The 15,230-nt window shown below is 41.9% G+C and carries 16 protein-coding genes; 4 read left to right on the top strand and 12 right to left on the bottom strand.

Annotated features, from left to right (window positions below; all coding sequences use genetic code 11):
- Window positions 1–5: 5 nt before the first annotated feature.
- Complete coding sequence (locus GB993_RS04110) at window positions 6–1,184, bottom strand: MFS transporter (RefSeq protein WP_161003211.1); 1,179 nt, start codon at window positions 1,182–1,184, stop codon at window positions 6–8.
- 229 nt (window positions 1,185–1,413) lie between these two features.
- On the opposite strand from GB993_RS04110, the gene GB993_RS04115 reads away from it, so the two are divergent.
- Complete coding sequence (locus tag GB993_RS04115) at window positions 1,414–2,619, top strand: helix-turn-helix domain-containing protein (protein WP_161003212.1); 1,206 nt, start codon at window positions 1,414–1,416, stop codon at window positions 2,617–2,619.
- Window positions 2,620–2,717: 98 nt separating this feature from the next.
- Here the strand turns inward: GB993_RS04115 and GB993_RS04120 are convergent, their stop codons facing one another.
- The 4 genes from GB993_RS04120 to GB993_RS04135 form a co-directional block, all read right to left on the bottom strand.
- Window positions 2,718–3,083: a VOC family protein gene (locus GB993_RS04120; RefSeq protein WP_161003213.1), complete on the bottom strand. Its 366-nt coding sequence runs from the start codon at window positions 3,081–3,083 to the stop codon at window positions 2,718–2,720.
- A 699-nt stretch (window positions 3,084–3,782) separates the two neighbouring features.
- Window positions 3,783–4,286 (bottom strand): hypothetical protein, encoded by a 504-nt coding sequence (locus GB993_RS04125; protein WP_161003214.1) that lies wholly within the window; start codon window positions 4,284–4,286, stop codon window positions 3,783–3,785.
- On the bottom strand, window positions 4,279–4,482 hold the full coding sequence (locus tag GB993_RS04130) for a helix-turn-helix domain-containing protein (protein WP_161001313.1): 204 nt from the start codon (window positions 4,480–4,482) through the stop codon (window positions 4,279–4,281). The genes GB993_RS04125 and GB993_RS04130 overlap by 8 nt, the downstream gene beginning before the upstream one ends.
- A gap of 161 nt (window positions 4,483–4,643) precedes the next feature.
- Complete coding sequence (locus tag GB993_RS04135; RefSeq protein WP_161003215.1) at window positions 4,644–5,576, bottom strand: helix-turn-helix domain-containing protein; 933 nt, start codon at window positions 5,574–5,576, stop codon at window positions 4,644–4,646.
- Window positions 5,577–5,689: 113 nt separating this feature from the next.
- Here GB993_RS04135 and GB993_RS04140 point away from each other — a divergent pair, with 113 nt between their 5' ends.
- The gene (locus GB993_RS04140; protein WP_161003216.1) at window positions 5,690–7,333 is read left to right on the top strand and encodes an ATP-binding cassette domain-containing protein; all 1,644 of its coding nucleotides are present in this window, start codon (window positions 5,690–5,692) and stop codon (window positions 7,331–7,333) included.
- Window positions 7,334–7,401: 68 nt separating this feature from the next.
- Here the strand turns inward: GB993_RS04140 and GB993_RS04145 are convergent, their stop codons facing one another.
- From GB993_RS04145 to GB993_RS04155, 3 genes are all read right to left on the bottom strand, one after another.
- Window positions 7,402–7,851 (bottom strand): universal stress protein, encoded by a 450-nt coding sequence (locus GB993_RS04145; protein WP_161001316.1) that lies wholly within the window; start codon window positions 7,849–7,851, stop codon window positions 7,402–7,404.
- A gap of 146 nt (window positions 7,852–7,997) precedes the next feature.
- Window positions 7,998–8,336 (bottom strand): DsrE family protein, encoded by a 339-nt coding sequence (locus GB993_RS04150; RefSeq protein ID WP_161001317.1) that lies wholly within the window; start codon window positions 8,334–8,336, stop codon window positions 7,998–8,000.
- Window positions 8,337–8,380: 44 nt separating this feature from the next.
- The gene (locus tag GB993_RS04155; protein WP_161003217.1) at window positions 8,381–9,229 is read right to left on the bottom strand and encodes an aldo/keto reductase; all 849 of its coding nucleotides are present in this window, start codon (window positions 9,227–9,229) and stop codon (window positions 8,381–8,383) included.
- A gap of 130 nt (window positions 9,230–9,359) precedes the next feature.
- Here GB993_RS04155 and GB993_RS04160 point away from each other — a divergent pair, with 130 nt between their 5' ends.
- Window positions 9,360–11,033 (top strand): glycoside hydrolase family 30 beta sandwich domain-containing protein, encoded by a 1,674-nt coding sequence (locus GB993_RS04160; RefSeq protein WP_161003218.1) that lies wholly within the window; start codon window positions 9,360–9,362, stop codon window positions 11,031–11,033.
- A gap of 49 nt (window positions 11,034–11,082) precedes the next feature.
- On the opposite strand, the gene GB993_RS13125 is transcribed toward GB993_RS04160, so the two are convergent.
- Together GB993_RS13125 and GB993_RS04170 are read right to left on the bottom strand one after the other, a co-directional pair.
- A complete protein-coding gene (locus tag GB993_RS13125; RefSeq protein ID WP_161003219.1) occupies window positions 11,083–11,454 on the bottom strand; it encodes a transposase in 372 nt (123 codons plus the stop codon).
- A gap of 314 nt (window positions 11,455–11,768) precedes the next feature.
- Complete coding sequence (locus GB993_RS04170; RefSeq protein WP_161001321.1) at window positions 11,769–12,722, bottom strand: SDR family oxidoreductase; 954 nt, start codon at window positions 12,720–12,722, stop codon at window positions 11,769–11,771.
- A 135-nt stretch (window positions 12,723–12,857) separates the two neighbouring features.
- Here GB993_RS04170 and GB993_RS04175 point away from each other — a divergent pair, with 135 nt between their 5' ends.
- Complete coding sequence (locus tag GB993_RS04175) at window positions 12,858–13,352, top strand: TetR/AcrR family transcriptional regulator (protein ID WP_161001322.1); 495 nt, start codon at window positions 12,858–12,860, stop codon at window positions 13,350–13,352.
- A 358-nt stretch (window positions 13,353–13,710) separates the two neighbouring features.
- Here GB993_RS04175 and GB993_RS04180 read toward each other — a convergent pair whose 3' ends face one another.
- Both GB993_RS04180 and GB993_RS04185 read right to left on the bottom strand, forming a co-directional pair.
- Window positions 13,711–14,229 carry a DNA-3-methyladenine glycosylase I gene (locus GB993_RS04180; protein WP_161001323.1) on the bottom strand — a complete coding sequence of 173 codons (519 nt, stop codon included), beginning with the start codon at window positions 14,227–14,229 and terminating at the stop codon, window positions 13,711–13,713.
- Between the two features lie 62 nt (window positions 14,230–14,291).
- A complete protein-coding gene (locus tag GB993_RS04185; protein ID WP_161003220.1) occupies window positions 14,292–15,155 on the bottom strand; it encodes an aldo/keto reductase in 864 nt (287 codons plus the stop codon).
- Between the last annotated feature and the right edge of the window lie 75 nt (window positions 15,156–15,230).

The following is a 15,230-nucleotide window of genomic DNA, read 5'->3' on the forward strand; positions in this document are numbered from 1 at the left end:
GTATATTACTGAACGTCTGATTGCGTTTTCTTCGGATGATGAATTAAACGGCCAACCACGACGATGACACCGATAATGAGAAACGCAATGCCAGAAATAGTGAGGTTAAAGCTGGGTGTTGTGTTATGGAACAGATTGGCAACCAGACCCCAGAAATAAGGTGCAATGAATGACGCGATGTTAATGCCAATTAACATTATGGACGATGCCAGTGTAGCCGAATTAGCCGGTGCAACATCGGCTACCCGGCCAAATAGATAGGGGCCAACAAAAGCAGAAGTAATACCTAAAAGGGCAGCAATGACAAACGTTAACCACAGCGTTCTGGATAGCGCCAAACCGACAATTAAAATTCCAGTCAGTAATGCGCTTCCGGGCAAGACTGACGTTGCAATCCGTTTGTACACTGATCCATACACCAAACCACCAAGCATCTGACCACCGCCGACAATGGCTAAAATAAGGCTACCTTGAGCAGCTGTTCCGTATCCGCCAGCAATAATTAAAGTTGATGCCTTAAGTGTAACCAACGTGAACAACATCATGATTAGAAACCATAACAATGAGTATCCGATAACGGCCCGATTAATAGATTGCTTTGGTTGGTCTTCATCGCCTTGCTGATGCCGATCACTTGGCACCACTAAAGCGAACAGCGCTAAAATCAAGAACGAAATTCCGTAAACGATAAAGGTAGCATGCCAACCCATTGGCGTTAGCTGAGCAACGACTAGGAAAAACAAGATACTGCCAACCGCCGTTACTGCACCTTGAAATCCAAGTAGGGTTGCGCGCTCATCGCCCTCATAATAAATGCTAAAAATACTATAGGCAATAGAATTGAACAGTCCTAAACCTGCACCAAATCCCAGTCTAGCCGCTAAAATGACCCAGTAGCTGCTGGTAAACATTGGAATAATTCCAGAAACACCGGTAATTAGTAGACCTAAAAGCACAGTATTTTTCATTCCAATATGATCACTAATTGCCGAACTAAAAATGACAAATATTAAAACGGTAATGCTTGGCGCAGTGATGAGTCCTTCAACAGCAGCGTGACTAACGTGTGGTAAACTAGCCTCCATCAATGGGATAACGCCAGCAACTGCATTGGCAGCCACTAACACAAGTGAAATTGACAGGATTGCAACCTTAAACAGCCAGCTTTTTGGTGAACGAACCATGATGACCAACTCCTTTAGTATAATGACAACAACACTAAACACTTCTGTAAGCATGTACCCAAATGGTCTAAAATGTTAACGCTTACATTTAAGCTCATTTTATCAACTATTGCCGTAAAAACTGGTAAAATACCCTTGAAAAAAGCACTGTTGGAACATTATTTTTATAATTGGTTTAGATGGTATTTAAGAATAATAAACAAACAATGTGAATTAGAAGGAAATGCACATGAATCAAAAACAAACAACACAAGTGTTAGTCAATTTTTATGTCTTAACGCACCTTGCTGTCAGCAAAATTGCCTGTAAAAACCGCTGGATAAGTGCGGGAAACGGGCGTTGGCACGAACTGCGAAAGAATCAATTTGAAACGTTTAATCGCATCATTGATGATCAAACACAACTAATCTATTTTGCTGGCGACCATGGCGAGCAATACCTGTGGTGTCAACGACACAAGGACAATGGTATCCTCATCGGTCCGTTTATCAATTCAACAAACGAAGGGCGTAAACTAAAAAGGGCGACTGGAGAAGAAATGAACCAGTCACCCTCATTGGCTGAACAATTTGATTATTTTTCCAGAACTTATAATGGTCTACTACCGACAGTTATCAGCCAGACGCAATTAATCGCTAGCGTAGAATTACTGCTGACTGCGTTGTTTGATCAAAAAACGGTCAACACATTAATCCATCAGCTGACTAGTGAACTTCGTTTGCCACAACCCAAGGTCGACGCCATAGCTAAAGATGTATCTTCCTCACAATTGGACCGCGCCTCCTATCAGGCCGAAACTGCCCTTTATAACACCATTAGGGCAGGGCAGGATGATCAGGTCATCGTTGCATTCCAACGATTCTCCAACAGTGGCAAGCCAGGCCTAGTCGTTCCAGGTAATCAACTTCGCAATGAAAAAGACTTAGCCATCGCAGCCACCACGTTAGCAACTAGGTCAGCCATTCAGGGTGGCTTATATGCAGACAGCGCGTATGCCATTAGCGATCAAACGATTCAGATGATTGAGGCTCAGACGAGAACGAACGATGTTGTTGGGGTTTTAATGACCCAAATGACTCGTTTCGCTAAAGAGGTTCGTTTAGCAAACCAACGCCATTATTCGAAAGACATCAATGCACTCACGGCTGAAATTTATGCTCACCGGGATACCGGTATTCAGCTGACCACTTTAGCGGCACAACAACACAAATCTGCCAAGTATTTAGCAAGTCGTTTTCGCAGTGAAACAGGTCGAACATTTATGAATTATCAAAATCAGTTCAGGCTAACGTTTGCTCAAGAACAACTGACAACCACTTCGGCCAGCATTACTGAAATAGCGGCAATGATGAACTTTGAAGATGCCAGTTACTTCACAAAGTGGTTTAAACGGTTGTGTGGTCAAACGCCTAGACAATACCGGCAGCAACATTAAATTGTGAACTATAGTGAATTGAATTGGGTAGAGAAGTTTCAACTAGTTGTATTATACAACCGGATATATTAAAACGTATTGCAGTAATTCAAGCGTTATTACTGATTCAACTGCTCAGCAATCACAAAAAAATGGCCTTCGGGGTCAGCAAAATTAAATGTTCGCACACCGTTATTCACGATAATGTGGCCAGTATTCGGTAATCTTTTATGAAGCTGTTCAAATTCATCAATGAACAGCATTAATGACGGCGTTGTAAGTGATACTTCAGGTGAATACCGTTTGATAAACGATGTTGTAAATAATGAAATTTCGAGGGCTGAAGTGAATCGTAAGACGATGTTTTGACTTTTGTCGGACATCTCATTGGTCTCAGCAATTTCAGCGTGAAAATATTTGTGCCAGAAATTAGCACAGACGGCAACATTAGTCACATAAAGCATGATGCGATTTTTAACGATCATAATTGAACCTCCGAGAAATTGATTAGATGACTGTGTGTCAATATACAGCAAAGTATTCGTGAATCTAAATGAAGTATACGAGACATGAACAGTTGATGTCGAACGATGCGTCTAAAAAACGAGACATTGAGATTTAAGAGCATGTTCACGTTATTTAAAGAGCTTCTTTTACTACTTTGTATAATATATATTATGTAAACTAGAAAGCGAAATTAAAAGTATTCAGTCAAAATGTAATCAGTTTGAGTCCACTCTCTACTGCATACATACTTCTGAATGCTTTTAAAGTCTATCTAACTTTGCCGATCAAGTTTACGATACGTGAACACCAGTCAACTCATACGCGTTACTGAAAAATCAGTTTGGTTTAACGACATTGCTAACAGTGAGTCTCCATCCATAAACATTGAAATTGTGATGATTTAAAATTATGACTAAAGCAATGTAAAATCCAGTTATTCTTTGGCTTATTCGCATGACCTGTAAAGTGTTTTGCCACTCACGCTCATCATTGGAATGCTGGAATGCTGTCGAGTGATAGTCGTTTAAGACTAAATAGGTCCGTTGCTTTTTCCCCGTTATTTGTTAATTGCTTTCTAAGCCGTATCAATCTAATTTCGCTGACTATGACAGTAGCGTACAGTATCAGTCGAACAAGATGACCAACGAAACCAGGTATCAATATTGCAATCAACTATTTCAGAAGCGCTGACTGTCTTCTTCTATTTTAAAATAAATGAACACATAGCCCCATTCCTTCACCAAAAATATGTATCCGATGAGGCTAACAACTATAGACCCCATTATATGTGGTGAAAAAAAGCCTGATCCAAAATCACCTGAACCTTGAATGAACTCTGGTAACATCGTGGCTGTGACCAATGGCAAACTTAAAGATATCAACATAATTCGCGTGCTCAAATAATCTGCCTTGAGTAATTGCTGCCACTCTCGTTCATCATTTGCTTCCAAAGTGATAAGTTGACGGTGTTTTTTACTGGTAAAGATACTGGCTTGATATGCCGGCTTTCCAATTTTTTCTAAATAGCTTTGAGCCCACACAAAGGCAAACAAACTTATCATTAAAATAATGCCAGCACTAAATTTAATTATCACCCTGCTCCAGAAAAAATACATAAATTCCATTATCATGACTGTGTCTAGTACCGCATGTCGTAAAATAGCATGTTTCGTTTCAATCATGTTTATCACCCCATAAAAATAGTTGATCCACTCTCAGTCCAAGCACATCGGCTAACTTAAACGCCAAGTCCAAAGATGGATCATACTTATCGTTTTCAATTGCATTGATGGTCTGCCGAGTTACCCCTGTTTTAGTCGCTAATTCGGCCTGAGAGAGTTTTTGCTGCTTACGTGTTGAATTGATCACGTTCTGCACGACCGTCAGCTCCTTTGTTTATTAATCTAATGTCAAACGTCTTTGACACTTAAAGTAAAACATCTTTGACATTTCGTGTCAAACAGTTTTTACATTTCATCTCAAAAAAAGAATTCAAAGTGAGCGGCTAAAGCCGAGTAAAAACACCTTGTTAATTCAGATCAGTGATAGCGATGATATTCTTGTGCACGTTTGAGTTGAAACGTAATAATTTCTTCCTGGATGGAGATTTGATGCTTATCTTTGCCATTAAGCATTCGAAATGTCGTTAACAACTGATGCGCTTGGTTGATAGCGTCCTGTTGGTCATCGGCAAAGTAGAGTGCACCAATAACATGGCTCATTAATCGCTCCAGTCGGCAATTAAAGTCTGATGACAAATCAGATAACGCATCAATTTCCTTCCAAGCTTTCTTGGCATCACTGAATTTAGCGTCCTTTACATACGTTGGTCGTGTCAGCAAGTCCTGCAAGTAATTAAGCCACAGCATCTCTCTTAAATTAGCAGCATATGAACCATTCATGGCAGCATAAAAATGATAGCAAGCCTCTCCTCGCTCAACTAATGCCTGTTTGCGTTTTAATGAATTGACAGTCCAAATCGCTGGGCCGGCTAATTGTAGTTCGAATAAAGACCACTGAGACAGATCTTCCAAGTGTTCAACAGCAATTAAACTTGGTTCAACCGCCATCTTGAACATGTTTGTTCCATACGCGCGCACTAATGTATAGATTTCACTGGCCAATAATCGATCAGATTCCAACCGTGAACTCCGTTTTGCTATATACAATTGTTTCAGTTCGTCAAAGCGATGCTGTGCATATAAATCGCTTATTGTATTAAGCAAGCTGGCCTCAGAAGTGATTTGATGATTACGTCTGAGGTAATCAAATTCGGCTGCGCCAACACTGAGCCGATCTAGTAGCTGCCATAAATGAGTTGCATCCACATCGTACTGGCCGTGTTCTAAACGACTATAAAAAGAACGTGAAACGATGCCCTGATAAACTTCTTTTTGGGTCAGTGCCCTAGCCTGTCGCAACTGTTTAATCACAATACCGGCTGGCAAGATTGGCTGGTTATCTTTTTGCATATTCCGTTACCCTCTTTTTAAAAGCCTCTATATGTGCAGTATACGCCACATTTTCTAAAAGCTGCCCATACGTCTGTTTACTAAACTTAGTGACAGACATTGGAGGGACTCAAATGAAAAAGTACATTATGCAGTTCAAGCGACAATTCATCTTCGCAATTTGTTTGTTAACTTTGGCTCAGTCATTGACGGTTTACGCGTCGGTCATCAATGCAAATATTCTAAATGCATTGATCAAACGACAAGTAATTCAGTTCGTTCAACAGGTAGGAATACTGTTATGTATTTGGTGCACCGTCGCACTCATTCAATATGTCTCTGAAGTGTTTGAACAACATCTTATTCAAAACCTCGATATTGCCATCAGAACGGATATTGTCACCGTATTAACGGCCGAGCCATACAACATATATAATCGGCGCGACTCAGCAACTTATGAATCTTGGCTGAATAATGATCTACAACTGATTAATCAGCAAGGTTTTGAAAGCTTGTTTATTGTTATTGAAGACATTGCTGGTGCACTTTTGGCCTTAGTTACCCTAGCCTATTTTCATTGGTTGCTAGCTTCAGCGGCGGCAGTGCTGACAGGATTAATCATTTTACTGCCGCGCCTTTTGGATCACCGATTAAGCGTTACGAGCACTGGTTTAACACATCAAAATGAGCAATTTGTTAGTACCCCACATGATGCCCTTCACGCCTTCAACCTGCTCTATACTTTTCAATCGTTGCCTTTACTAATTGCTAAAGTTCGTTCCGCCTCAGTGACACTGAAATACGCAAACGTTAAACGAACAGTCGTTCAGACACAAATTGGTATAATCGGCTTTTTAGGTAATATTCTTTCGCAAGTAATTTTAATTGGCCTAGCCGGTTTATTGGCCGTTCAGCATCTTGTCAGCATTGGCACCATCAACGCGGTCGGCAGTTTGGCGGGCAATGTTTTTAATAGTTTGGGCAACCTAAGCAATACACTTGGATTGATTCGCGGCACACGGCCAATTTTTCAAAAATATGTTGATGAGCAGGCATTCATGACGGCATCGTCCGTCAAACCAGGCAATGCGCAGAAAGACGTACCACTCGTGCTTCAATTAAATAATGTGTCATATCACTATCCAGCAAGCTCGATACTGCTATTTGATCATGTCTCGCAAACGTTTTATCAAGGTCAAAAAATCTTGCTAACTGGCGCAAGTGGTACTGGTAAGTCAACCCTTTTGAAACTAATTGCTGGTTACTTGCCGCTGACTGAAGGGACGATTATGCTATCACGTCATCAAATATCAGCTAGGTCTGCAGACTACGTCTTAAGTAAAGTTCTTTACTTAGATCAACAACCATTGCTTATTCAGGGCACGGTTCGTGAAAATTTGCGGTTAAATCAAACATTCACGGATCAACAGCTGATTCATCAACTGTTACAAATGAAATTGGTAACTTCAGAAAAAGATGGAGCTCATTTTCTTAATTTACAAGTTGGCACTGACGGTAATTGCTTATCTGGCGGTCAACGACAACGGTTAGCATTAGCAAGAGCTTTATTACGTCAACCAGAAGTGCTTCTGTTAGACGAAGGCACTTCCGCAATCGATCCAGCCACTGCTATTTATATTGAGAAGTTGTTATTAAACATGCCTGCTTTGACGCTCATTATGATCAGTCACACGGTTCACAATCAAGTTCTGCCATTATTTAGTCGTGTCATTGATTTTGCAAACCTAACTCGAACTCAGGACACACAGACTAATTAATATTCAGAGCAAATTAAAACGCTTCGACCAAAACGAAGTAATGGCAGAAGCGTTTTAATCAACATTATTCAGGCGTCATCTTTAACTACAAACACGTTAACAGTCGCATGCCGAACAACATAGGCAGTAACTGATCCCATGACCGCCTGACTGATGGCGTTCATTCCCGTAGCCCCAATAATGATTAAATCAATTTTGTGTTCTTCTGGGTAGCTACGAGCAAGCGTAGATTTAATATTGCCTTGCAGTAGCTTTGTTGAAAAGTTTGTAAAACCACTTTCCTTAACTCGCTTGGCAACATCCTCTAAATAATTTTCGGTTGCGAGTCGAACATCCTCGTTAAATACGGTCGCATTAGCGCCACCACCGTAAGCGGCATAGATGTTTGGATCAATGACACGGACGAGGTGTAAACGGGCCTTGCTTTCTTTCGCCAGAGCAATGGCTGTTGTCAAAGCCCGTTCAGCATTTTTGGAACCATCGAGGGGTACCATAATGTCTTTTGGTGGAAATGCCATCTTAATCGCCTCCTTCAAAGGGATTAGGTTTATGAAATCTGACTTATATATATCATAATTTGATTTCATCCTCACATAATCTGCCTTTGAATGTTCAGTGAACATTTATAGTCGCTAAATCAGCGATTTTGCACAGCATTCCACGTCTATGGTTTGATATACGCGTACCCGGACTCTTGTAATTTAATGAGATCTAGAACACCCACGGGGACCACAATCACGCCCTCTGGCAATTGATCGGCAGTAACATGATGCGTAGTCATCGAGTTATGACAGGCATGAAATTCAACTTCGGGAAAACGGCGAACGGCATTTTGACCATCCTGATCCAAATATTTGGTGATGGCAGCGCCGTTGACTAACACGGCAACTTGCAACTGCTCCTTAGGTTCAGATTCGACGTATGTGGTTAAGTTAGCGACATTTTGCATCGTGTGAGCCCAGTGATCAGGCTGATCCACATGAAAGACAACCTTATGACGCATTTCAACAGCTCCTTTAATTTTTCGGCTTTTATAAAATTGGCTTGTTAAATCACAGCTAGCGGAACTTTATGTGTTGGCGTCGGGAATGCGATATTTATCCGCGTCAGTTCTTCATCGCTAAGCACTAGGTCCGCCACAGCAACATTTTCTCTGGCATGATCGATTGTCCCAGACTCTGGAATTGCCAACACATCAGGCAATTGAATAACCCATGCCAACATAATAGCAAACACCGACACATGGTGGGCCGCAGCAATGCTTTTCAGTGTTTCATTGTCTGCCAAGTTGCCTCCCAGTGTATCGCCTTGTGCAATAGGTGAATAAGCAAGTGTTGGAATATAATGTTCCTCTTGCCATGGCAACAGATCAAATAAGGTGCCACGATTTTGTAAGTTGATAAGCACCTCATTAACAGCAACCTGGTCGCCATCAGGCACGCTTAGCAATTGTTGCATATCATCCACGTCAAAGTTTGATACGCCCCACGCACGAATTTTACCTGCCTTCTTAGCAGCTTCCATTGCACGAACCGTCTCTGCAAGTGGAATATTGCCCCGCCAATGTAACAGGTATAAATCAAGGTAATCAGTATTCAAGGCTTCCAAAGAACGATCTAGACTGCGCGGTAACTGTTTTGCACTCGCGTTTTCTGGCAGGACTTTGGACACAAGATAAACATCATCGCGCTGATGTTGGTTTAACACTTCACCAACGAGCCGTTCAGAGCGGCCATTGCCGTACATTTCCGCGGTATCAATCACTTTAGCACCGGCATCAAGTCCAGCAGATAGCGCACCAATTTCGCGCGACCTGGTCGCCTCAGAATCGCCAATATGCCACGTTCCTAAGCCAATTGCGGGCAGTACTTGCTGATTGATTGTGACTGTTCTCATCTGTAACACCCTCCCATTATTTCAACCACTTTTACCATACCTGTTTTAAAACTATCTCACCAGTTAAAACCCTTCTCTTCAATAAACACCATGCTATACTTAAGGAAATCGTGGTAAAGGAGCGGTCTACGTGGCAAAGCGGAAACTTGGTTCGTCAATTAAATTAGTCGTTATTGCCATGCTAACCGTGGGCGCTACAAACGTGATCAGCAGCACTTGGCCTGCATTAGCCATGTCGGTGTCGAAGGCTGATCCACGATACCAAACGACGATGACGACTACCAATCAAGCTGGTCAGCATGATCAACGGCATCTTGTGATGGGTAAACATATTGATCACGTTTCCAATAGTACTGGCTTTGTACAAGTCTTCCCTAATCGTCGTCGCCAAACATTTACTGGCGTTGGTGGCGCCTTAACAGACAGTGCTGCCAGTGTCATTCAAAAGAGCCGTCCGCAAACACGCCGTCAAATTCTGACGGCCTACTTTGGTGCTCAAGGAGCTCGTTACACAAATTTGCGTTTGACGATTGGATCGACTGATTTTTCGACGTTTGGCTATACGTATGCTAAACAAGCCACGCCAGCGACATTCAGTTTAAAACCTGACGATGTTCACGTCTCACCGGTCTTACAGCAGATTCTCAAGCAGGCGCCCAACGTCCAAATTATGGCCGCACCATGGGCGCCACCAAAATGGATGAAAGTTAGTCACCGCCGTGATGGTCAAAACTTTCTCGTCAACAACGCATTAAAGCGTGCTGCTATGTCCGCTTATGCTGACTACTTAGTTAAGTACGTTGACGCGCAACAACGCCGCGGTGTCGCGATTAAAACGTTGTCCTTGCAAAATGAATTACAAGCTAGCTCGCCATGGGAAGCAATGACGTGGACACCGGATGCAGCAGCGACCTTTATCACCCACTACTTAGGTCCTAAATTAAAAGCACGGCATCCACAAACAAAAATTATGGTTTGGGACTACGTTAAAAGTGACGCCACTCAGCCAATCATGATGGGCTTTAATCAATGGACCCAGGAGTTTTACGCGCATCGAGGTGTGCACCAATACGTCGACAGCGTTGGTGTGCACTGGTACGCCGCCAGTTTAAATGCTCAGATGAGCTTGGGCAACCTTAGTGGTCAACCGGCTTGGGATGATAATTTTAACAACCTGGACCTGTTTCATCGTCAGCAGCCCCAACAACAGATTATTGCCACGGAAGCTGCACAAGAAAAAGGCGTTTGGCTCAATCAGTGGACGCCAGCAGCCCGTTATGGATACGACATCATTAACGATTTTGAACACCATGTTCAAGGGTATCTCGATTGGAACTTGGTCCTCAATGGTCAAGGCGGTCCGACTCACGCAGCCGTTAATCCCTGTGGCGCTGCAATCAATGTTTTACACGCCGGCACACCGAAAGAGCAATTGGTGATTAATCCTGCCTATTACGTTCTCAAAAGAGTCAGCCGTGATGTCCAACCTGGCACCGTGAGTGTCGCCTCAACGACAAATCGTCAATTGGATCACACAGCCATTTTGCAACACGATGGCTCAACGCGACTGTTGGTTGAAAATCGGTCCTCTCAAGTGCAAACAGTCCAGGCTGTTATCGGGCATCGGGCTTACAAAGTACGATTAACGCCGCATTCTTTCAACAGTCTGCAATTACCTAAGCAAACGGCAAAAAATTTGAAAACGCCACCGATAACACATACGCCAACATCACTGAAGCGCTTGTCGCGGTTCGATAATCACTGGGTAACGCCAATCTATCGTTTCTTAGGATTACAGGACTAGCAATTTAGGTTCTATGTCAACTGTTGTTGGTTTTCTATTTAACACCCAATTATCGAATGATGATTGGGTGTTTTGTTTTAATTGTTTTGGTGAGTAAAATCCGTAAACGAAAGTTGTTAAATCGAGTGTAACCATACCCATTTCGTTTATGGACTTTAATGCGATTATTAGTGCCCTCAAGTGGCCCATTAGAATACCGATAGATCAGGGCATTATCCACGTATTCAAGATGATCCTGCATGTAACTTAAGTGCTTTACTAAGGGCTCAGAACACACATTTGTCTCAACTAATGCCAGATGTAGCTCTTCAACATCGCTTTCAGTGATCAAGTATTTGAAGTAGGTAAATTTCCGGAAGTTCTTGTAGTCAAGGTTTCCAGCCGTTGATGCCCCATTCAAATCGCCTCCCTTGACCATCATTCCTTTCTAAATCTTGGCATGGTATATTGCCAAAGCTAATGGAATCGTTTTAGGCGATTTAATCTTTGAGGACTTCTCCGACAAGGTTCATAACAAGACAGTTGCTCAAGATTACGTCTGAGTTTCGCTTCTAAATTCAAATTGCTGAGTTAACAGATTTATTGTACAAAAAGACACTAATAACCGTCAGCATTGACAGTTACTAGTGTCTTTTAAATATCAGCATTATTTATATTTCACAAGGACAAAAAAAGGCCAGTTTTTATCGAAAATATCGTTCCTATTAGATTCCATTCTAGAAAAAATGCGTTAACTTAGTCAGTAAAGTAATGATCCATGTCATCTAAAAGTTGGGCATGTGTAGGTTTCCACTTTAACGTTTGCCGAGTCAACTTACTCGAAGCCGGAATGTCCATCGCAAACAACATTGATTGTGGCGCTGCAAACAACATTGATTGTGGATCTACGCCGCTTTGTTGGTCGGGGTGCTGTGGGTCAGCATAAACATCTTTCACTGCTACATGTAATTTATCAGCAATCACGCTCCGAAGATTCTTCATCTTAAGTTGTTCCTCATCATTGGCATTGAAAAAATGCAACCCATCATGCGACCTCAAAGCGTATTCCAAAGCAAGTACAAACAAATGACCCGCATCCAAAACATGAACGGCAGTCCAACGATTTTGCCCGCCATTATAATTTTCAACAAATCCTTTAGACTTTGCATCGGCAATCATGTTTGATACAAAGCCATGATTTAAATCTCCATCTCCATGAACAATGGGTGCCAATCGCACAACATAGGCATTCACGCCTTCATTCAACAGCTCACGGGCCACGACCTCGGACTTACGTGGTGATCGCTGTGGAAATCCAGCATCGGCTTCATCATTTTCAGTAAAAAACTGACCTGGCAACATCACGGCAGTTCCATGTGTAACGATTAAAGGCTTCTGTGTTCCTTTTAAAGCCTCCCCCATCACACGAATGTCGCGTTCATCCAGTTCACATATTTCACTAAAGGTTTTAAAATGTTCTGTTGCCCCCATACCAAGGTGCAATACCGCATCAGCTTTAGAGGCAGTATCGGCTAATAAATCATAATCCTCTAAACTTCCTTTTAATGCTTGTGCACCCCATTTAGTCAACTTTTCAACACCATTATCAGAGTGAGTAAGTGCAGTAACTTCATAACCCTTTTCAATTAGTTCTTTGGTTAACGCAGTGCCTATAAAACCCGTTGCGCCAGTCATAAATACTTTTGTCATGTATAAATCTACCTTTCTCAATTATCATGATAACCAAACAATAGAGACATAATATCACCTTTGTGTTAATATTTGGGAGACAATAATCAACAGTGTTGCTTAATGCAACACAATCTACAATTGGAGGATTTAGGCATGCCAGATTTACGTACGCGACGAACACAAGCAATGATTCTTCGAGCTTTTACTGAGTTACTGACGCAAGAACCCTTCAGCAAAATTACTGTAAATGAAATTGCCGATGCTTCACTGATCAACCGTTCAACTTTTTACAAACACTTTGTTGATAAATTTGCACTGCTTGAGTACCATTTCAATCAAGTCACTGTTAATGACCACATTGAAACCCATGACATCTATCGGCACCCGTTTAAGATGCTTGCCGAAATTAAATCATCTAGCTTACGGCCATTAATACAAACACAAGCAGACGACGAACAGTTTGTAAAAGAGTTTTCTAATTTTTTCTTTGAGAGAATAATCAGTCAACACAAAGAAATTTCTCCACTTAATCAATGTTTCTTTATCGGTCGTGTAAATGCAATTACACGTTGGATTCGAGTAACACACCAGCAATTCGATATTTTTAGCGACTATGACGAACTAGATCGCATTTTTAACAATGTCTAGTAATTAAACGACGACTCGCAATCAAATAAACATACTATCAGGTTTCGCACCTGGCTCTATTAGATTAAATGAAAATCATCACCACAATAGTTTAAGATTCCAAGCCATAATTAATTATTATCGTCATAACTTTTTTTATTTTGGGTTAGGCATCTCCAACAGGTAACTTCGATACTATTTTGTCAAGGATCCAACCATGACTGAGATGTTGAACTGATTGATATTTTGGACACAATTCTTGAACAAATTATAAAAGCACTGCCAAGTAATCTGGACGATTATTTAAAAATAAAGCACCCCATAGTTTCGACTCATAGTCGTCATTATGGAGTGCTGTTTTGTACATGTATGGTGTGTTTTAGCTGTCCCACACCTGATCTTGAATCATGCCGCAAGCTTTCATAAACATATAAGTCACGGTTGGTCCAACGAACGTAAAACCGTGTTTCTTCATGTCTTTGGCCACCTTACCAGCAAACGGTGTGCTCGTTTCCACTTCATCGCGTGTTTCGTAACTCTTAGTGTGAGGTACTTCGTCGACAAAATTCCACATGTAATTGGCAAAACTGCCATATTCTTTTTGAACACCGATTATGGCCCGAGCATTTTTAATAACTGCCCGGATTTTTCTGGGATTGCGAATCATATTCGGATCGTTTAAAACGTTGTCAATATTTTCTAAGTCCATGGCAGCAACCTTAGCAATGTCCATTTGATAAAAATTACGCCGGTAAGCTGGCAACTTGCTAGCAGCTGCTTGCCAACTTAACCCCACCTGAAAAACACCAACAGTTAATAATTCAAACATCCGCTGATCGTCATGAGTTTCTTTCCCAAAATCGCGATCATATTCAATTACCCCAGCTGATTTAGCCATTCGCAGACTCCTTAATTGCCTGCGTCGTTAGTGATCGATGAAGTAACTTAACGCAAGCTAATTTATTTATGATTGTCGTAGGTCGTAGAACGCTTTAAGAACGCTTCATCGTTAGGATCTGAACCCACCCGACCGTTGCGGTCTAACGTCGCAATGGTGCGCATCTCTTCAGGCGTTAACGAAAAATCAAAGATGTCCGCATTCTCCTCGATTCGTTGCTGATGAACGGACTTGGGGATGACCACCTCACCGCGTTGAACGTGCCAGCGGAGAACAATTTGTGCTGCACTCTTATGATGCTTAGCGGCTAAGTCAGCGATCACCGGATCACTGAGCACGTCACTCTTGCCACCGCCCAATGGACTCCATGCCTCGTGAACAATATGGTTGATTTCACAGTACTCATGGACTTCATTTTGTTGCAAGTATGGATGTGTTTCAACTTGGTTAATCATCGGTGAAACCGTGGCCGATGCCATCAAATGTTCAATGTGCCGTGGTTCAAAGTTGGAAACACCAATCGCCCGAATTTTACCAGCGTGATACAGGTCTTCCATGGCCCGCCAATTTTCTTCATAGCCAGCAGCTGGCCAGTGAATCAGATACAAATCCAAATAGTCAAAGCCTAATAGGCTTAGTGACCGGTTAAATTGATCAATTGTTTCCTGATAGCCGCGGATATTATTCCAAACTTTGGACGTGACAAATAAGTCTTGTCGTGGCACACCACTTTGACGAACACCATCGCCGACAGCGGCCTCGTTACCGTAAAAACTAGCCGTATCAATATGACGGTATCCCGCTTTCACTGCGTCAACAACACTGTCAACGACGACTTGCGGATCATTGACACGAAAGACGCCTAATCCAATTTGAGGGATTTCAACGCCATTACTCAATGTGATGCTAGGAATGTTTGAACTCATGTTTGTCATCCTTTCTCAAATAAACTTACTTGTCCATTATCTCGTGAATGCCGCCATGTTTCAAATCCATTCATC

Origin of the sequence: Furfurilactobacillus milii, assembly GCF_009864005.1 — a bacterium.
Lineage (GTDB): Bacteria > Bacillota > Bacilli > Lactobacillales > Lactobacillaceae > Furfurilactobacillus > Furfurilactobacillus rossiae_B.